Annotated in this window: 15 protein-coding genes; 4 read left to right on the top strand and 11 right to left on the bottom strand. The window is 68.6% G+C overall.

Features of this window, described 5'->3' with window-relative positions; all coding sequences use genetic code 11:
• Together R8G01_08105 and R8G01_08100 are read right to left on the bottom strand one after the other, a co-directional pair.
• Positions 1 to 2,352: a transketolase C-terminal domain-containing protein gene (locus tag R8G01_08105; protein MDW3213941.1), complete on the bottom strand. Its 2,352-nt coding sequence runs from the start codon at positions 2,350 to 2,352 to the stop codon at positions 1 to 3.
• A gap of 12 nt (positions 2,353 to 2,364) precedes the next feature.
• Positions 2,365 to 4,896 carry a M1 family metallopeptidase gene (locus R8G01_08100; GenBank protein MDW3213940.1) on the bottom strand — a complete coding sequence of 844 codons (2,532 nt, stop codon included), beginning with the start codon at positions 4,894 to 4,896 and terminating at the stop codon, positions 2,365 to 2,367.
• A 99-nt stretch (positions 4,897 to 4,995) separates the two neighbouring features.
• Between R8G01_08100 and R8G01_08095 the strand changes: the two genes are divergently transcribed.
• Genes R8G01_08095 through R8G01_08085 form a run of 3 tightly spaced genes read left to right on the top strand, consistent with a single transcriptional unit; the run spans position 4,996 to position 8,059 of the window.
• Positions 4,996 to 5,997, top strand: coding sequence for an adenosine kinase (locus tag R8G01_08095; GenBank protein MDW3213939.1), 1,002 nt, complete (start codon positions 4,996 to 4,998; stop codon positions 5,995 to 5,997).
• Positions 5,994 to 7,589, top strand: a complete 1,596-nt coding sequence (locus R8G01_08090) for a phospho-sugar mutase (GenBank protein ID MDW3213938.1) — start codon at positions 5,994 to 5,996, stop codon at positions 7,587 to 7,589. Before R8G01_08095 ends, R8G01_08090 begins: the two co-directional genes overlap by 4 nt.
• Positions 7,586 to 8,059 (top strand): GNAT family N-acetyltransferase, encoded by a 474-nt coding sequence (locus tag R8G01_08085; GenBank protein ID MDW3213937.1) that lies wholly within the window; start codon positions 7,586 to 7,588, stop codon positions 8,057 to 8,059. The genes R8G01_08090 and R8G01_08085 overlap by 4 nt, the downstream gene beginning before the upstream one ends.
• Here R8G01_08085 and R8G01_08080 read toward each other — a convergent pair.
• From R8G01_08080 to R8G01_08065, 4 genes are read right to left on the bottom strand one after another with little or no spacing between them, the layout of a single operon-like run.
• Positions 8,046 to 9,644 carry a glycosyltransferase family 39 protein gene (locus R8G01_08080; GenBank protein ID MDW3213936.1) on the bottom strand — a complete coding sequence of 533 codons (1,599 nt, stop codon included), beginning with the start codon at positions 9,642 to 9,644 and terminating at the stop codon, positions 8,046 to 8,048. The two genes, R8G01_08085 and R8G01_08080, sit on opposite strands and share 14 nt — an antisense overlap.
• The gene (gene upp, locus R8G01_08075) at positions 9,637 to 10,272 is read right to left on the bottom strand and encodes a uracil phosphoribosyltransferase (protein MDW3213935.1); all 636 of its coding nucleotides are present in this window, start codon (positions 10,270 to 10,272) and stop codon (positions 9,637 to 9,639) included. Before upp ends, R8G01_08080 begins: the two co-directional genes overlap by 8 nt.
• A complete protein-coding gene (locus R8G01_08070) occupies positions 10,272 to 11,351 on the bottom strand; it encodes an adenosine deaminase (GenBank protein ID MDW3213934.1) in 1,080 nt (359 codons plus the stop codon). The genes upp and R8G01_08070 overlap by 1 nt, the downstream gene beginning before the upstream one ends.
• Complete coding sequence (locus R8G01_08065) at positions 11,348 to 12,217, bottom strand: phytanoyl-CoA dioxygenase family protein (protein MDW3213933.1); 870 nt, start codon at positions 12,215 to 12,217, stop codon at positions 11,348 to 11,350. The genes R8G01_08070 and R8G01_08065 overlap by 4 nt, the downstream gene beginning before the upstream one ends.
• Positions 12,218 to 12,285: 68 nt before the next feature.
• On the opposite strand from R8G01_08065, the gene queF reads away from it, so the two are divergent.
• Positions 12,286 to 12,672: a preQ(1) synthase gene (gene queF, locus R8G01_08060; GenBank protein ID MDW3213932.1), complete on the top strand. Its 387-nt coding sequence runs from the start codon at positions 12,286 to 12,288 to the stop codon at positions 12,670 to 12,672.
• A gap of 20 nt (positions 12,673 to 12,692) precedes the next feature.
• On the opposite strand, the gene R8G01_08055 is transcribed toward queF, so the two are convergent.
• From R8G01_08055 to R8G01_08035, 5 genes are all read right to left on the bottom strand, one after another.
• Positions 12,693 to 14,174: a SulP family inorganic anion transporter gene (locus R8G01_08055; GenBank protein ID MDW3213931.1), complete on the bottom strand. Its 1,482-nt coding sequence runs from the start codon at positions 14,172 to 14,174 to the stop codon at positions 12,693 to 12,695.
• A gap of 177 nt (positions 14,175 to 14,351) precedes the next feature.
• Positions 14,352 to 15,419, bottom strand: a complete 1,068-nt coding sequence (locus R8G01_08050) for an adenosine deaminase (GenBank protein MDW3213930.1) — start codon at positions 15,417 to 15,419, stop codon at positions 14,352 to 14,354.
• Positions 15,419 to 16,816, bottom strand: coding sequence for an ABC transporter permease (locus R8G01_08045; GenBank protein MDW3213929.1), 1,398 nt, complete (start codon positions 16,814 to 16,816; stop codon positions 15,419 to 15,421). Before R8G01_08045 ends, R8G01_08050 begins: the two co-directional genes overlap by 1 nt.
• Positions 16,813 to 17,922 (bottom strand): ABC transporter permease, encoded by a 1,110-nt coding sequence (locus R8G01_08040; GenBank protein MDW3213928.1) that lies wholly within the window; start codon positions 17,920 to 17,922, stop codon positions 16,813 to 16,815. The genes R8G01_08045 and R8G01_08040 overlap by 4 nt, the downstream gene beginning before the upstream one ends.
• Positions 17,919 to 19,463 carry an ABC transporter ATP-binding protein gene (locus R8G01_08035; protein ID MDW3213927.1) on the bottom strand — a complete coding sequence of 515 codons (1,545 nt, stop codon included), beginning with the start codon at positions 19,461 to 19,463 and terminating at the stop codon, positions 17,919 to 17,921. The genes R8G01_08040 and R8G01_08035 overlap by 4 nt, the downstream gene beginning before the upstream one ends.
• Between the last annotated feature and the right edge of the window lie 27 nt (positions 19,464 to 19,490).

The raw sequence follows: 19,490 nt of genomic DNA, 5'->3' as shown, positions 1-19,490 counted from the left end.
TCAGTCGTCGTCGATGATGTCGACTTCGCTCACGGCGATCAGCGCAGCGTTGACGATGCTGCCGGCGTCGATGCCGGTGATCTCGTGGAGATCGGCGATCGTGCCCGACTCACCGAACCGGTCGACTCCCAGCGTGTACTGGCGGGTGCCGAGCGCCGATCCGATCCACGCCAGGCTATGGCTGGCCGCATCGTGCACGCTCACGATCGGGCGTCGCCGCTCGGCGGCCGGCACGATCCGGTGCAGCTGGCTGGGCGCCCGCACGACCCGGGCCGTTGCCGCGGTGCGGGTGAACCCGTCTCGCCAGCTGCGGTACACACGGTCGGGGCTCGTGAGATGGACCACCGACGCCTGCACACCCTCGTCGTCGAGCTCGGCGGCAGCTGCGAGTGCCTCGGGAGCCATGACGCCGGTGGTGACCAGCGTGACCCCTGGGCGGCCGTCGGGTGGTGCGTCGTGCAGCCGGTACCCGCCGGCCAACACCTGGGCCCGCAGTCGGTCTTCGCCGTACCGCTCGACGGCGGCGGCGAAGGGAGCCTGGTCGATCGGTCGGGTCGACAATCGCAGGTAGCTGCTGGTGCCGTCGGGCTGCGACAGCTGATCGAGCGCGTCGCACAGCAACCAGTCGACCTCGGTCGCGAAGGCCGGCTCGGAGTAGGTGAGGTTCGGGAGCTCGGCGCCGACCGACGCCGTGATCGTCGACTGGTGGGCACCACCCTCGGGCGCCAGCGTCACGCCCGCCGGCGTGCCCGCCACGACGAACCGTGATGCGTTGTAGACCCCGTAGATGAGTGCGTCGAGGCCGCGCAGCACAAAGGGGTCGTAGACGGTACCGACCGGGAGCAGGTGGCGGTCGTGGTGCTCGTGAGCCAGACCGAGCTGGCCGAGCAGCATGAACAGGTTCATCTCGCTGATGCCGAGTTCGATGTGCTGCCCCGTCGGCCCCGGGGCCCACTTGAGCAGCCGCTCGGCACCGCCGTGATCGTCGCGTTCGGTGTGCGCGTACACGCCACGCTTGTTGATGAAGCCGCCGAGGTTGGTCGAGATCGAGACGTCGGGTGCCGTGGTCACGATGCGGTCGCCGACTCCGTCGACGTCGGCGAGGCTGGCCAGCACGCGCCCGAATGCCTCCTGGGTCGACACCGAGCCGTTGGTGGTCAGCGACCGGGCTGCCCGCGGTACCGGCGGAACGGGTCGCGGCGTCGGGGGAGCGTTGTTGATGTCGCCACCGACACGCCGACACCAGCGGCCCGCGTCGGAGTCGGGGTCGAAGCGGTCCCACTCGGTGGTCTCGTCGAGTCCGAGCTCGTCGCGGAAGGCGTCGATCTGCTCGGGCGACAGCAGCGCTGCGTGGTTCATCGGGTCGCCCGCCATCGGAAGCCCGAACCCCTTGATCGTGTAGGCGAACACCACCGACGGGCGCTCGGGTTCTGCGTCACAGGCCTGGAACGTGTCGAGCAGCAACCCGAGGTCGTGACCACCCAGATCGGTCACGAGATGCTTGAGGGCGTCGTCGTCGAGACCGTCCACGTGTGCGCGTACCTCCGGGTCGGCGGCGGTGAGGAACTTGCGGCGGAAGTCGGCGCCGTCGAGCGTGAACAGGTGCTGGTACGCCTCGTTCGACATCGTGTCGATGTGCGCCTCGAGTGCATCGCCGCCGGGCTCCTCGAACGCCGCGGTCAGGCGTCGCCCGTACTTGGCCTCTGCCACGTGCCATCCGGCGTCGGCGAAGAACCGCTTGAGCCGTACCGCGGCGATGTCGGGGATCACACGGTCGAGCGACTGTCGGTTGAGGTCGACCACCATCGTGAAGTTGCCGAGTTCCTGGGTGGCCGGGTCGGCGATCGCCTCCCAGACGTTGCCCTCGTCGAGTTCTGCATCCCCGACCAGCGCGACGAATCGCGCCGCTGGCTGCTCGCCGAAGTGCGAGTCGGTGTACCGACGGGTCAGCGCCGAGAACAGGGGAGCGACGGCACCCAGCCCCACCGAACCGGTCGAGAAGTCCGACACGTCGGGGTCCTTCGTGCGTGACGGGTACGCCTGCAGCCCGCCACGCTGCCGCAACGTGGTGAGGTACGAGCGGTCGAGTTCGCCGGTGAGGTACTTGATCGCGTGGTACACCGGCGAGGCGTGCGGCTTGACGGCCACCTTGTCCTCGCCGCCGATGTGGCCGAACCACAGCGCCGTCATGATCGATGCCATCGACGCGCTCGACGCCTGGTGGCCACCGACCTTGACGTCGGTCGTGCCGCGGCGGTTGGCGTGGTCGATGATCCGGGCGGCGAGCCACAGCACACGCCGCTCGATCTGCCGCAGCAGCTCGAGGTCGAGTTGAGGCGCGTCGGCGGTCATACCTGGATCCCGTCAGCGCAGCGCGTCGCGGAACGGCTGCTCGTTGCGCTCGCGGACCTCGGCATTGACGCGTTGACGTTCGAGGATCTGATCGAGCGTCTTGGCCGCTTGCTCGATCGGATGTTCGGCGAAGAACGCAGCGGTCTGCGCCACGTCGGCGGGCCGGTCGAGGGACTTCACGGTCTCGACGATGCGCGAGATCGTGTTGCGGGGGAAGGCGTCGTTGATGTCGGCCCAATTCTGGCGGACGAACTCCCACGCCGTGCGACCGTGGTGGAGGTTGCCGATCGCCGTCCGCAACACGAAGGGCGCGTTCTGGGTCTTCACCTCGTCGCTCATCGCGAGGCCGAGCGTGCGGGCCATCAGCTCGTCGCCCCGGAACTCGGGCAACAGGTGCAGGTGCCGGAGCTGAATCTGCGGTGTCGCCCCACTCCGGTATTGCTCGAGCATCCGGTCGTAGTCGGCGGCATCGCCGGTCGCCGCCACGACAGCCGTCGATGCCGCAGCGAGTTCGGCATCGACCGAGTCGGGGTCGCTCGACCAGTCGTCGTAGATCCGTCGCGCTCGCGCCTGGGCATCGGCATCACCACCGGTGACCGCGACCACCGAGAGCAGCAGCCCACGCAGCTTCGCGGTGAGGTCGGTGTCTTCGGCCGTCGGCTCGCCGAGGTCGTCGAGCGCCGGCGCGCACAGCGCGACGACACGGCGTTCGAACGCGGCGAGCGCCGCGGCGTCGTCGACGATCAGGCGTCGGAGACCACGCAGACCGATCGCGATCACCTGCCACACGCCGTACTCGCGTTCGCCGCCGAAGAGTTCGGCGAGGTCGAGGAAGTCGGCGGCGTCGAGCGTCTGCGCCGTGACGGCGTTCCAGGCGTCGTCGACCAGGTTGTACCGCTCGAGCGTGGTCATCGACGCGACGACCTCGGGGGTCAGGCGCGCCCGCAGGTCATCGGAGTACGACACCCGGAAGAAGCCGTGACCGCCCGCATTGACGATGACCGGGCCGTCGCCGAGCGGCAACCGCAGCTCGTCGCCGTCGAGCAGCACCGTGTCGACGTGATCACCCTGCTGCACCGCGACCGGGATCGCCCAGCGCGACGTGGAGGCATCGTCGGGATCGAACGAGAACCGCCGCTGGGTCAACACCAGCTCGTCGCCGGCGGCCGTGACCTCGACCAGCGGGAATCCCGGCTGCCAGATCCACGAGTCCATGATGCGGCGGACGGGTTCTCCCGAGGTGTGCTCGATCGCGTCCCACAGGTCGCCCGTCTCGGTGTTCGCGTACGAGTGGGTGCGGAGGTAGTGACTCACGCCCTCCCGGAACCGCTCGGCGCCGAGGTACTGCTCGAGCATGCGCAGGAGCGCACCGCCCTTCTGGTACGTGAGGACGTCGAACATGCCCTCGCAGTCGGCCGGTGACCGCACCTTGAACTCGACCGAGCGGGTCGAGCCCAGTGCATCGGTCTCGAACGCCACGCTGCGCTCGAGACCGAAGTAGGTCCAGCGCTCCCACTCGGGTCGGAACGCGTCGCAGGCGGCGATCTCCATGAACGTCGCGAACGCCTCGTTCAACCAGATCCCGTTCCACCACGACATCGTGACGAGGTCGCCGAACCACATGTGGGCCAACTCGTGGGCGACCACGTCGGCGACGAGCTGCCGCTCGCTCTGCGTGCCGGCGGTCGGGTGGACCAGCAGCAGGTTCTCCCGGAACGTGATGCAGCCGAGGTTCTCCATCGCCCCGGCGGCGAAGTCGGGCAGCGCGAGCAGGTCGACCTTGTCACTGGGGTAGGGGATGCCGTAGTAGTCCTGGAACCACGCGAGGCAGAACGTGGCCACGTCGAGCCCGAACGCCGTCAGGTCTCCCTTGCCGGGCACGTGCACGATCCGAACCGGGATGCCGTCGGCGTCGTGCCAGTCGGTCGCCTCGAGCGGGCCGACGACGAACGCCACCAGGTAGGAACTCATCACCATCGTGTCGGCGAACCGGACCACTCGCTTGCCGTCGGACTCCTCCTCGGAGAGGATCGATCCGTTGGAGACCGCCATCATCTCCGGCTCGACACGGAGCGTGACCGCGAAGATCGCCTTGAAGTCGGGCTCGTCCCAGCACGGGAACGCCCGCCGGCAATCGGTCGACTGCATCTGGGTGGTCGCGATCACCCGCTCGACGCCCTCGTCGTCACGGTACGTGCTGCGGTAGAAGCCGCGGAGCTTGTCGTTGAGGATCCCGCGGAACTCGACCACGAGCGTGTGGGCTCCGGCCGCGACACCGTCCGTCGGCCGCACGAACAGTCGCTCGGTGGATTCGTCCAGTTCGGTGGCGGCCGGCTCGCCGTCGACCGTGCAACGGTCGATGTCGAGCTCGATCGCATTCAGCACCAGCTCGTCGGTGGCCTCGTGCGAGGTGACGGTGATCGACACCGATCCGGCGAAGGTGCCGGCGTCGAGGTCGGGTTCGAGGGTGAGGTCGTACCGGTCGGGCGTCGTGTGGCGCGGCAGACGGTAGGGGTCGAGGGTGTCGCTGGAGATGACGGTCACCTCGCGGATGGTACCGGGCATCGCCACCGCCATGCCGCCGGTTCCGCGGCCGAACCGGGTTCGAGCCACCGGAAGCCCCCTCCGGTAGCGTGCCGACCTGTGAACCTCGACCAGATGGTGGCCCGCGACGCCCAGTACGACGTCGTCGGCATCGGCAATGCACTCGTCGACGTGATCGCGCACGCACCCGACACGTTCGTCGACGCACACGGCCTCGCCAAGGGGTCGATGAACCTCGTCGACACCGATCGCGCCGTCGAGCTCTACCAGGCGCTCGGTTCTGCCGTGGAGATGAGCGGTGGATCGGCCGCCAACACGATGTGTGGCGTGGCCAGCTTCGGTGGTCGAGCCGCCTACATCGGCAAGGTGACCGACGACGATCTCGGCCAGGTGTTCGGTCACGACCTCCTCGCGGTCGGGGTCCAGTTCCGGCCGGGTGGGCACCGCAACGAGGTGCCGACGGGACGCTGCATCATCGTGGTCACCCCCGACGCCGAGCGGACCATGAACACGTACCTCGGAGCGTCGAGCCTGCTCGGTGTCGGCGACGTCGACGACGCAGCCATCGCGTCGGGCAAGTTGCTCTACATGGAGGGCTACCTGTTCGATCGCGACGAGGCGAAGTCGGCCTTCCGCCACGCCGCCGGCGTCGCACACGGTGTCGGCGGCATGGTGTCGCTGACGCTGTCCGACTCGTTCTGCGTCGACCGCCACCGTGACGACTTCCGGGCGCTCGTGTCCGACGAGGTCGATCTGCTGTTCGGCAACGACGCCGAGCTGATCTCGCTCTACGAGACCGACACGTTCGACGAGGCGGTCGCCGAACTGCGTCGCCACTGCCAGTTCGCGGCGATCACGACCGGTGCCGACGGGTCGGTGATCATCACCGGCGACGAGGTCATCCGCGTCCAGGCGCATCCGGTCCGGCGTGTCGTCGACACCACCGGTGCCGGTGACCTGTACGCAGCCGGGTTCATGTACGGCGTGACGTCAGGGCGGTCGCTCCCCGAATGCGGCCGTTTGGGTTCGATCGCCGCCTCCGAGGTCATCTCGCACGTCGGCCCGCGGCCGCTCGTCGAGTTGCGTACCCTGGTGGGGTGACCGACACCGACCTCCTCGAGGCTGCACAGCGTTGGCTGGCGGCCGAACCCGATGCCGACATCCGTGACGAGCTCCAGGCGCTGATCGCCGGCGATCCGGCCGAGCTCGCCGACCGGTTCGACGGGCGGCTGCAATTCGGCACGGCGGGGCTCCGCGCCGCCGTCGGCGCCGGACCGCTCCGCATGAATCGCCTCGTCGTGCAGCAGGCGGCCGCCGGACTCGCGCAGTACCTGCTCGACACCGACCCCCGAGCTGCCGAGCGCGGCGTCGTGATCGGCTACGACGCCCGACGCAAGAGCGACGTCTTCGCGTCGGACACGGCGCGCGTCATGGCGGCGTACGGGATCCGGTCGATGCTGTTCGACCAGTACGTGCCCACGCCGGTACTGGCATGGTCGATCACCGAACTCGACGCAGCCGCCGGCGTGGTCGTGACCGCGTCGCACAACCCGCCGGCCGACAACGGGTACAAGGTGTACCTCGGCGACGGTGCACAGATCGTGCCGCCGCACGACGCCGGCATCGCCGCCTGCATCGACGCCGTCGACCCGACCGATGTCACGCTCGCCGCAGATGGCCACGAGCTGATCTCGACGGTCGGCGACGAACTGTTCGACGGCTACGTCGCCGCGATCCCCGCCGTTCGTCGACGCCCCGACGTCGCCGGACCGAAGGTCGCGTACTCGGCGATGCACGGTGTCGGCGGCGCCACGATCATGCGGGCGTTCGAGTCCGCCGGGCTCCCTGCACCGGTCCCGGTCGAGGCCCAGTTCGAGCCCGACGGCACCTTCCCGACCGTGTCGTTCCCGAACCCCGAAGAGCCCGGCGCGATGGATCTGCTGATGGAGACGGCGCGCGCCGCGAACGCCGATGTCGCGATCGCCAACGATCCCGACGCCGACCGACTGGCAGCGGCCATCCCGCAGCCCGACGGTTCGTGGCGACGCCTCGGCGGCGACGAGATCGGCTGGTTGTTCGCCGACTACCTGCTCGAACACGGCGACGGCGACGACCGACTCGTGATCACCACGCTCGTGTCGTCGGCACTCCTCGCCAAGATCGCGGCATCGCACGGCGTGCACTCGGCCGAGACGTTCACGGGTTTCAAGTGGATCGCCCGCGAGGTGCTCGACCGGCCCGACCAGCGCTTCGTGCTGGGGTACGAGCAGGCGCTCGGCTACCTCGTCGCCCAGCGGCCGCTCGACAAGGACGGCATCTCGGCGGCGGTCCTGTTCGCCGAGATGGCCGGGGCCGCGGCGGCCGACGGCCGCACGATGCAGCAGTGGCTCGATGACATCGCGGAGCGTTTCGGCCGACACGTGCTCGCCGACGCAGCGGTGCGGATGACCCCCGACGAGGCCGCGGCCAAGGTCGCCGCCCTGCGCGCCGACCCGCCGGCATCGATCGGCGGCCGCGACGTCCTGAGCACCGAGGAGTATCCCGAGGCGAACCTGCTCCGCTTCGAGCTCGAGGGCGGCGTGCGGGTGCAGATCCGTCCGAGCGGCACCGAACCCAAGGTGAAGCTCTACGGCGAGGCGGTCGACGAGGACCCGGCGCCGTTCGTCGACGCCTTGGCCTCACTCCTGGCGTGAGCGAGGTCCTGATCGCCGAAGGCGATCCGCGAGCCGGCGACGTGGTCGCCTTGCTCCAGGTGCATCTCACCTCGATGCGTCACATCTCGCCGCCCGACCACGTGCACGCCCTCGACCTCGACGGCCTCACGGCGCCCGACGTCACGTTCCTGACGGCCCGCACCGACGGCGACCTGCTCGGTGTCGGTGCGCTCAAGCAACTCGACGGCGAACGTGCCGAGATCAAGTCGATGCACACCGCGGCGATCGCCCGGGGCCGGGGTGTCGGGCGCGGTCTGGTCGATCACATCATCGGGATCGCCCGGGAGCGCGGCATCGTGTGGCTGGGTCTCGAGACCGGCACGCAGCCCGAGTTCGAGGCGGCCAGGGCGCTCTACCGGAGCTTCGGGTTCGCGACCTGTGATCCCTTCGCCCCGTACACGGTCAACGCGTACAGCACCTGCATGTCGCTCGACCTCAGCCGGCGGTGATCGCCGGCGCGTAGATCGCGAACCGCGCGTTCGTCCAGACGCGGTGGAACCGTGGCCGATCGTCGGCGTCGGCGACGTCGGCGGCGGCCAGTTCGGCTGCGAGATCGCTGTCGTGTTCGACGACCACGAGATCGAGCGGCAGGGTGTCGGGGATCGGCCGGTAGTCGTCGACCTGTACCGACAGGCGTCCGGTCTCCAAGGTCATCGCCCGGGCCTTGGGGGCGGCGATGACGGCGCCCGGATCGGTGCGCTCGATCACCTCCTCGAACATCTCGATCGCGAGCGGGTGGGTCGGGCCCCACTCGATCGCGCCGGTGGCTGCGACCCGTTCGGCCTGGTCGATCCGGGTGTCGGCCTGGACGACGTTGCCGATGGCCGGGAGGGCGAGCACGACGGTGACGATGGCGGTGCCGGCGTGTCGCCACGGCACGAACCGGGCTGCCGACACGACCGCTACGGCACCGAGCAGCAGCAGGATGGGTGCGATCGTGCAGACGTACCGGTTGATCGGTGAGCGGAAGCTGCCGCCGATCAGGAGCGCACCGACCACGTACGCGACGAGGTGGAGGTCGCGACGGCGGAAGCAGACGGCGGCGAGGACGATGCCGGCGGTCGCAGCGGTCAGGTAGGCGACGACGGCGACCCACCCGAGTGTGGTGCTGCCGAGCACGTCGGGTGCGTCCTGCCAGGAGCGTTTGAGGCCCGACACCTCGGCCAGGTGGTCGACGTGGTCGCGTCGGAACCTCCACACGTTGGCGACGCTCGTGCCGCTGTACTGCGGTACCAGGGTGCTGGGGAGCACCACCTGCAGGACGCCGACGACGGCGAGGGCCATGGTGTGCGGGGCGAGCAGGCGCGCCGCCAGGGTCGTCCACATCGAGCGATCGTGCCACCAACCGCGATCGGTGGCGAGACCCACGAACTGGGCCACGGCGATCGCGCCCACCACGGCGAGGCCCTCGCGCCGGACCGAGAACGCAGCCGCGGCGCCGAACCCCACGAGGAGTACGGGCCAGAGGGGCGCCGCCCGGTCGGTCAGCGCCCCCGCCTCGGCGAGCCGGTCGAGCCCCACCAACACGACCGCCGTGGTCGCGAGGAACGGCCACTCGGACTGGATCAACTCGGTCCAGCCGACGAGCAGCGGCGTCAGCGTGACGGCGACGACGCCGACCAGCGCCGGCAGCGCACCCAGGCGTCGCTTCGCGAGCGTGTACCAGCCGACGGCGAACACCATGGAGCAGAGGACGGGCACGATCGCCAGGCGATCGACGTCGGCGCCCACGACCGCCACGAAGGGCGCCAGGATGATCGGGAACCCCCACGGGTACAGCGGCGGGCTGAACGCGGCGCCGCGCGACATCTCGACGGTGAACCGGTTCTCGTCGATGACCCGTCCGGCATCGCCGTCGAGCAACCCCTTCGCCTGGCGGATGTAGAGCGCCCAGTCGTCGCCCCACCAGTGCCCGGATCGATGCGACGCGAACATCGCAGCTGCCATGGCCCCGAGCGTCAGCGCGAGCGCGGCCGACGTGAGCGTCGACACCCATGCTCGGTCGCCGCGGACGGCGACCGACGACTCAGACACCGCTGCCGAACTGGCGGTCTCCTGCATCACCCAACCCGGGCACGATGTAGGCGTTCTCGTTGAGGTGGTCGTCGATCGCACCGGTGTACACGTGGAGGTCGAGGCCCTCGTCGCTCAGCCGCTGCAGACCTTCGGGCGCGGCGAGCGCGCACACCACGGTGATCGGTGTCGGCGCACCACGCTCGACCAGCAGTTCGATCGTGCGGACGAGCGAGCCGCCCGTCGCCAGCATCGGATCGATCACGATGACCGGTCGTCCGGCGAGCGACTCGGGCAGCTTGTTGACGTACGGCTTGGGCTCGAACGTCTCTTCGTCGCGGGCGATCCCGATGAACCCGACGTCGGCGATCGGCATCAGCTCCTGGGCCGCGTGGACGAAGCCCAGCCCGGCCCGCAGCACCGGGACGATCACCGGCTGGACGGCCAGCCGGTGGACCACGGCCGTGGTGATCGGTGTCTCGACCGTGCCTTCGACCGTCGGGAGTTCCTTGGTCGCCTCGGCGAGCAGCAGCGTGCCGATCCGTTCGAGGTTCGTCCGGAACAGCGGGTTCGGGGTGTCGCGGTCGCGGATCCGCGCGAGCGAGTCGGCGACCAGGGGGTGTTCGACCAAGGTGACCTCGACGGCCATCAGAGTGCTCCCATCGATTGTTCGGCGTTCAAGAGGGCGTATCGGGGCTTGATCAGCCCGTTGATGATCTTCAGACGTTCGGGGAAGGGTGCGAAGGCCGACTTCATGGCGTTGATCGTCAACCACTCGAAGTCGGGGAGACCCCAACCGAACGCATCGTGCAACTGCGCCATCTCGTTGGTCATCGACGTGTCGCTCATCAGACGGTTGTCGGTGTTGACGGTGACCCGGAACCGCAGCCGGCGCAGCAACCCGATCGGGTGGTCGCCGATCGAGGCGCACACGCCGGTGTTGACGTTGGACGTCGGGCACAGCTCGAGGCAGATCCGACGGTCGCGGACGAACGACGCCAGCCGGCCGAGTTGTTCGTCGCCGGGCTCGCCCGTGATGTCGTCGGTGATCCGGACGCCGTGTCCGAGGCGGGCGGCACCGCAGTACTGGACGGCTTCCCAGATCGACGGGAGGCCGAATGCCTCGCCCGCGTGGATCGTCGAGTGGAAGTTCTCACGCATGACGAACTGGAAGGCGTCGAGGTGGCGCGACGGCGGGTAGCCGGCCTCGGCGCCGGCGATGTCGAACCCGACGACGCCGCGGTCACGGTTGGTGATCGCGAGCTGCGCGATCTCCAGACTCAGCGCCGCGGTGCGCATCGCCGAGCAGATCGTGTAGATCGTGAGGTCGGTGCCGGCGGACCCGCGCTCGAACCCGGCGAGCACGGCGTCGAGCACCTCCTGCAAGGTGAGGCCGGCTTCGATGTGGAGTTCGGGGGCGAACCGGACCTCGGCGTACACGACGCCGTCGGTGGCGAGATCCTGAGCGCACTCGAACGCCACGCGTTCGATCGCGTCGCGGTGCTGCATCACGCCCACGGTGTGGGCGAACGTCTCGAGGTACAGCACGAGGTCGTTGCGCTTCGCGCCTCGGTTGAACCAGGTCGACAGTTCGTCGACGTCGGTCGTCGGCAACCCGTCATAGCCGTACTCGGCGGCGAGTTCGACCACCGACGACGGTCGCAGGCCGCCGTCGAGGTGATCGTGCAGCAGGACCTTGGGGGCGCGCCGGATCAGCTCGTTCATCATGCCGCCACCGTATCGAGCCGTCGCAGCGGAAGTTCCGCCGGTCGCTGGAGCCAGTTCCATGCCGGGTACTCGGCGGCCGCCGAGATGCAGTGCACGGTGTAGGCGTGCCGGCTGCGGTCCGACCGGTTGGCGTCGCTCCAGTGCGGCAGCTGTCCGTCGAGGACGACGAGGGTCCCGGCCGGCACCTCGAGCGGCACCAGCTCGTCGGGTGGAGTCGGCAGGGGAGTCGGGTCGAGCACGTCGAACTCCGTGCCGTCGTCGTCGGTCATGGCCCCGGCCCGCTTGAACACCTCACGGAGGCCGGCACGATGCCCGCCAGGGGCCGCCCACAGGCACCCGTTCTCCAACGTGGCGTCTTCGAGTGCGAACCAGAATCCCCTCACCGTGATCGGGTCGGTGTAGAGGAACGTGGCGTCCTGGTGGCACCCGACCTCACCGCCGATGTCCGGCTGTTTGAAGATGTACATGCTCTGCAGCACCAGGGGGTCGACGAGTCCGATGTCAGCGGCCAGCGCGGCCAGCGCCGGTGTGAAGGTGAAGCGTTCGAAGACGGGGTCGAGGTCGTGCATCGCGTGCCCGATCTTGTTGATGCAGAGCGGCTTCGGCCGGGTGAGCTCGCCGTCGGCGCCGAACGCTGCCTCCTCGAAGAAGCACCAGCTCGAGCTGCCGCTGGCCAGGAACTCGCGGTTGCTTACCCGCTCCTGGGTGTCGGTCGTGAACACGGTGCGGTCGACGCCGGGCTCCCACTCGTCGACGAGCTGTTCGGCGCGTCGCCGGAGCGCTCCGCAGGCCTCGCCCGTCACGAAATCGGGCACGACGAGGAACCCGTCGCGGTCGAACCGTTCGATCTGTTCGGCGGTCAGCACGTCGACAGCGTAGAGCGGCGAGGTCGGCGACGTTGCGCCACGTCGTTCGTGTCGGCAGCATGGGCGCCATGACCGATCCCACCGAGCGCCTGACGGTGCTCGGCGCCACCGTGCGCCACGCCATCGACCACGTCGAGGTCTTCCCGGCGCCCGCCGACATCTCGATCGTCCGATTCACCAACGACGAGCTCAACTCCATGTGCCCCGTCACCGAACAGCCCGATCTGTCGACGGTCGTGATCGAGTACGTGCCCGATCGGTGGTGCGTCGAGTCGAAGAGCCTCAAGCTGTACCTGTGGGGCTTCCGTGACCGGGCGGTGTTCGCCGAGGCGCTGGCGGCAGAGATCGCCGGCGAGATCATGGCGACGGCCGCACCGAAGCGGGTCGTCGTCACCTTGACGCAGCGGCCCCGCGGTGGGATCGAAGTGCAGGCCGTCAGCGAACTCAGCCGCTGAGCACGGCGGTCGGCGGCGCCTCAGTGGGCGCTGACGTTGCCGGTCGTGTTGGTGTGCAGCGCTTCGGCGTGGCGGTTCATCCCGACCAAGATCGCCTCGATGTCGCGCTGCGCGAATTTCTCGACCACGGTGTCGAGCGCTGCGACGGCCGAGGTGTCCCAGATCCGGGCGTCGGTGAGGTCGATCTCGACCCGCTTGACCTGCACGTTGTCGTAGTCGAAGGCGTGCACGATGTCGTGCGTCGATGCGAAGAACAGCTCGCCGGTCACGGCGTAGAGACGTTCGACGTTGTCGGGGTCGACGACGCTGGTGACCTTGACGAGGCCGCTGACGTGCCGGGCGAAGAACAGCACCGACAGCACCACACCGGCGCCCACGCCGTAGGCCAGGTTGTGGGTGTACACGACGATCGCGACCGTCGCGGCCATGATCGCCGTCTCGGCCAGCGGGTGGGCCTTGATCGTCGTCGGCTTGATGCTGCGCCAGTCGAACGTGCCGATCGACACCATGATCATGACGGCGACGAGGGCGGCCATCGGGATCCGGGCGACCAGGTCGCCGAGGGCGAGGATGAGGACGAGGAGGAACACGCCCGACGCGAGCGTCGAGAGGCGGGTGCGGCCGCCGGAGCGGAAGTTGATCATCGACTGGCCGATCATGGCGCAGCCGGCCATGCCGCCGAGGAAGCCGGTCGCCACGTTGGCGACGCCCTGACCCCGGGCTTCGGTGTTCTTGTCGGAGTTGGTGTCGGTCAGGTCGTCGAGGAGCTGTGCGGTCAGGAGCGACTCGAGCAGGCCGACGAGCGCGAGCGTCATGGCGTAGGGGAAAATGATGCCGAGCGTGCCGAGCGAGACCGGCAGATCGGGCAGCGCCACGAACGGGAGGCTGTCGGGCAGGTCGCCCATGTCGCCGACGGTCGGCAGGTCGACGCTCCAGATGAGGGCCGCACTCGTGATCGCCACGATCGCGACGAGCGGTGACGGCACGACCTTGGTGATGCGGGGCAGTCCGTAGATGATCATCAGCCCGACGACGATCGCGATGCTGTTGGCGACGATCCGGTCGGACCGTGAGGCGTCGTCGCTGAGCAGGATGTGCGGGACCTGGGCGAGGAAGATCAGGATCGCGAGCGCATTGACGAACCCGAGCATCACGCTGCGCGGGACGAACCGCATGAGTTCACCGACGCCCAGATATCCGAGTCCGACCTGCAGGATGCCGGCGAGGATCGTCGCCGCGAACAGGTACTCGATGCCGTAGTCCTCGACGAGCGGCACGAGCACGAGCGCCATGGCGCCCGTCGCCGCCGAGATCATGCCGGGCCGGCCACCGGAGAAGGCGATGATGATCGCGATCGAGAACGACGCGTACAGGCCGACCTTGGGGTCGACGCCGGCGATGATCGAGAACGAGATCGCCTCGGGGATCAGCGCGAGGGCCACCACGAGGCCCGACAACAGGTCGGTGCGTGGCGAGCGGATCCACTGATCACGCTGGAGCACGCCGTGGGAACGCGCGGCCGACAGGACAGAACTGGGTGAGGACATCGGAACTTTCGGGGGGATTCGGGGGATTCGAGGGTTGTGACGCCCTGCGACCCGAGTGGTCAACGACGTCCGAACTCTCCACCCTACGGCATGTTCCTCCCGATCGTGGGGAGGACTCACGTCACAGTGACGTCAGGAATGGAACCAGGGGTGTACCTGTTGATCGACCAGGTCGGTCCGCACCTTGAGCGGGGCGAAGCCGGCCATCAGCCCGTTGACGACGACCTGTTCGACCTCGGCGTGGTTCAGATCGAACGTCGTCGCGACGGTATGCAGCTCCGACGACGGCGACACGTCGCTCATCAATCGGTTGTCGGTGTTGATCCCCACGTTGAAACCGGCGCGCAGCATCGGGCCGATCGGGTGCGACGCCAGGTCGGGTACCGCACCCACATGGACGTGGCAGGTCGGCGCCATCTCGAGGTGGATCCGATGGTCGAGGACGTACCTCGCCAGGGGGCCCATGGCGACGATCTCGCCGTGGTGGTCGATCGTGAGGTCGCGCTGCAGTCGGACGCCGTGGCCGATCCGATGGGCGCCGTGCCGCAGTGCGTCGTCGATGAGTTCGAGGTCGGGAGGCTCGGAGGCGTGGATCGTGACGTTGAGGTGCCGCTCGCGCGCGAACGCGAGCGCCTCGGCATGGAGCGACGGTGGGAACCCGGTCTCGGCGCCGGCCAGATCGAAGCCGACGACCTTGTCGTCGCGCTCGCGTGCGTGGTCGACCAGCCGCGCGATCTCCATCGACCGTTGCTCGGTGCGCATCGCGCAGCAGATCGCGTTGACGACGATCGTGCGTTCGGCGGCGGCTGCAGCCCGTTCACCGCGCCGGAACCCGCTGGTGACCGCCTCGACGACCTCGTCGAGCGAGAGTCCCCCTGTGGTGTGCAGCTCCGGGGCGAACCTGACCTCGGCGTAGACGACACCGTCGGCCGCGAGGTCGAGCGTCGCCTCGTACGCGACCCGCTCGATCGACTCGGCCCGCTGCATCACGGCCAGCGTGTGTTCGAACGTGGCGAGGTACCGCCGCAGGTCGTTCGTCGCTGCGCCGGACGTGAACCACGACTGGAGCCGATCGGGAGCGTCGGGGAGTTCGTGGCCGATCTCATCGGCGAGCTCGATGATCGTGGCGACGCGCAGCCCGCCGTCGAGATGGTCGTGGAGGAGCGACTTGGGAATCGCCCGCGCGGTGGCCGCGTCGATCAGTGATCACCTCGCCGGAACGGCTGCCCGGCGGCCTTCGGCGGCCGCAGTCGTTGGGCGGCGAACACCAGCACGAGCAGCACGAGCACGTACGGCATCGTGTTGGGCAGCCACGACGCGGCCGCGTCGATCGACAGGTACCAGACCAGTGCGATCATGCCGAGCACGGCGGCGAGCACGGTGAGCCCGCCGCTCGAACCACCGAGCGTCTGCATCATGCGCATGTACGAGCCGGTCGGTGTGTCGAGGTCGGCGGCATCGAGTTCGGGTGGTTCGTGCTGGTTGGAGCCACGCCACAGCACCACCGCGGTGGTGAACAGCCCGATCGCGATCACGAGCAGCAGCGCTCGTGTCGCGACGCCGCTGCCCTGGGCGTCGAAGTCGATCAGCGCCAAGCCGAAGGGATAGCTGAACAGGAGCGAACCCATCAGGATGCCGAGCGCTCGCCAGTTGCCGAAGATCAACGCCGCGAGACCGATGAACCCGCGGCCGACCGTCTGCCCGCCTCGGTAGAGGCCCGACAGTTCGATCACGATGTACGCGCCGGCGAGGCCGGCGAGCGCACCGCTGATCATCACGGCGATGTACTTGTGGCGGATCACGTTGATGCCGAGCGATTCGCCGGCGGACGGGTTCTCGCCACAGATCCGGACGCGGAGCCCGAACCGTGTACGTCCGAGGATGAAGGCGGACAGCGGCACGACGAGCAGGGCGATCAGGGTGAACCACCGCATGTCGGTGACGAAGCCGCGGAGGAATCCGGCGATGTCGGAGATGAAGAACACGTTCCAGTCACGGATCGTGTCGAGCAGGTCGGAGACGACGGGCACCGTGAAGTCGCCGGCGCTGCGCACGCGCGGCGACTGCGAGACCGAACCGCCCTGCATGCCACCGAAGACACGTTCGGACAGGTAGCGGGCGAGCCCGGGAGCGAGGATGTTGATGGCGACGCCCGAGACGATCTGGTCGACGCCGAAGTTGACCGTCGCGATCGCGTGCAGGAGACCGCCGAGCGCGCCGCCGACGAAGCCGGTGACCAGCCCCCACCACGGCGAACCGAACTCGAGGGCGCCCCAGGCGCCACACCAGGTGCCGAGGATCATCATGCCCTCGAGGCCGATGTTGACCACACCGGATCGTTCGGAGAAGAGGCCACCGAGACCGGCGAGCAGGATCGGGATCGACCAGCGGAGCATCGCGCTCGACGTGCCTTCGGAGGTGAGCAACGAGGTGCCGCTGATCTCCTGGACGATCGTGAGGACGAGGATGCCCAGCGTGGCGGCGAGCGACCAGCGCGCCCATGCCGGCAGTGCCCGGATCATGGCCCCCAGTCCGTTGGGTTCCTCGTCGATCGGATGCTGCGCATCGAGGACGTCGACGGGTGCGGTGTTGCTCATGATGCGACCTCCACGGCTTGGGCAGCGCGTTTGACCTCGTCGCGTTGGCGGATGCGGTTGACGACCTCGTAGGCGATCACGGCGACCAGCAGGATGGTCGCCTGCATGATCACGACGATCTCACGAGACGCCAACGAACTCACCTGCAGGACCGCTGCCGAGGAGTCGAGGAACCCGAACAGCAGGGCGGCGAGGGCCATGCCGGGCGCCGTGTTGCGACCGAGCAGCGCCACGGCGATGCCGGCGAAGCCGAGTCCTTGCACGAAGCCCTGGTCGTAGGCATGGTTGTCGGACAGGATCTCGGGCATGCCGACGAGGCCGGCGACGACGCCGCCGCCGATCATCGCGAACAGGATCATGCGCTTGGGTGGGACCCCGCCGACCCGGGCGGCCGTCGGGTTCATCCCGCTGGCCCGGATGTCGTAGCCGAACCGACTGCGGTTGATGACCACGTGGTAGATGATGCCGACGATGACGGCGACCAGGAACACGCCGGTCAGGCGGCGTCCCTTGACGATCTCGCGGGTGAACACCTCGACCCAGCTGTTGAGGTCGGGGAGCCGACCGGACTCGCCGATCGGTGCGGTGCCCTGGTTGGTCGCGGTCGGGTCGTCGATGAACGACGGGAGCAGACCGGCGACGAGACCGCCCACCGCGATGAAGTTCAACATGATCGTGCTGATGACCTCGTTGACGCCTCGAGTCACCTTCAAGAGCCCGGCGAGGCCGGACCAGGCGGCGCCGACGAGCATCGCGGTGAGCATGATGACGGCGATGTGCAGCGGGCCCCAGAGATCGATCTTGGCGCCGACGACGGCGGCGAGGAACGCAGCCAGGATGTACTGACCCTCGACGCCGATGTTGAACAGGTTCATCCGGAACCCGATCGCGGCAGCCACCGCCGACAGGTAGAGCGGTGTCGCCCGGTTGAGCATGTCGATGACCGACTCGAGCTTCGTGCCGTTGTCGATCATGGTGCGGAAGGTCTCGATGGAGTCGGAGCCCGAGATCTCGAGCACGATCGACGAGATCAGGATCGCGACGACCGCGCTGACCGCCGGGGCGGCGACCGCGAGGCCGATTCGACGTACCGTCCCGTTGTTCATTCGGCACCCCCTTCGTCGGTGCCGACGGATTCGAGCGCAGCGCCCGTCATGTAACTCCCCAGGGTTCGTGGCGTGACCTCGGCCGGGTCGAGCGTCGCCACGAGCTTGCCGTGGAACATCACGACGATCGTGTCGGACAAGCCGATGAGTTCGTCGAGGTCGGCCGAGATCAGCAGTGTGGCGAGCCCGTCGGCGCGAGCGGCCCGGATCGCGCTCCACACGTCGGCCTGGGCGCCGACGTCGATGCCCCGCGTGGGGTGTGCGGCCACGAGCAGCCGGGGCTCGGACATCATCTCGCGCCCGATGATCAGTTTCTGCTGGTTGCCGCCGGACAGGGCGCGGGCGCTGACGTCGACGCCCGGTGAGCGGACGTCGTAGTCGTGGCGGATCGACTCGGTGCGCTCGCGCGCGCCGGCCCGATCGAGCCAGAACCCCTTGGAGTACGGCACCTGTGTCTGGTGGCCCAGCGCCGCGTTCTCCCAGAGCGTCGCGTCGAGCAGGAGTCCTTCCTCGTGCCGATCCTGCGGCACGAAGCCGACCCCGGCCTCGCGCCGGTGGCGGACCGAATCGTGCGTGATGTCACGGCCTTCGAGCACGACGCGGCCCCGGCTGGGGTCGGTGATACCGATGATCGCATCGATGAGCTCGGCCTGACCGTTGCCCTCGATCCCGGCGACGCCGAGCACTTCGCCTCGGTGGACCCGCAGCGAGACGTCGTCGACCGCGGCGCGTCCGTCGTCGTCGGCGACCGTGAGACTGTGGAGTTCGAGCACGACCTCATCGGTGACCGTGGAATCGGTGGTCTCGGGGGACGGCAGTTCGGAGCCGACCATCAGTTCGGCGAGATCGGCCGCGGTGACCGAGTCGGCGTCGACGGTGGTGACGGTCTTGCCCCGGCGGATCACGGTGATGCGATCGGCGATCTCCAACACCTCCTGGAGCTTGTGATCGATGAACACGATCGTGGCACCGTCGGCCTGCAGTTCGCGGAGATTGCGGAACAGTTCCTCGACCTCCTGGGGCACCAGCACGGCGGTCGGCTCGTCGAGGATCAGGATCTTGGCACCGCGGAACAGCACCTTGATGATCTCGACCCGCTGCTTCTCACCGACCTCGAGTGTCTCGACCAGGTCGTTCGGGTCGATCGTGAGCCCATAGGCGTCGCCGACCTCGCGGAGGTGGCGTTCGGCCTCACCGAAGTCGATCAGGCCCTGCGGCGTGGTCGGCTCGGAACCGAGGATGACGTTCTCGAGCACGGTCATCTGGTCGGCGAGCATGAAGTGCTGGTGCACCATGCCGATCCCCGCCGCGATCGCGTCGGTCGGCGACGAGAAGTGCACCTCCTCGCCGTTGATCTGCATCGTGCCCTCGTCCGCCGCCTGCATCCCGTACAGGATCTTCATCAGGGTGGACTTGCCGGCACCGTTCTCGCCGCAGATCGCGTGGATCTCGCCGGGCTCGACCCGCAGGTTCACGTTGTCATTGGCGATGACGCCGGGGAACCGCTTCGTGATGCCGACCAGTTCGATCGCTGCCGTCATGCACACACCTTTTCCGAGATGGTTTCC

The sequence above is a fragment of the Ilumatobacteraceae bacterium genome (assembly GCA_033344875.1).
Classification (GTDB): domain Bacteria; phylum Actinomycetota; class Acidimicrobiia; order Acidimicrobiales; family Ilumatobacteraceae; genus Ilumatobacter.
The sequence above is the reverse complement of the archived record's forward strand: the minus strand, read 5'-3'. Positions and strand labels throughout refer to the sequence as shown.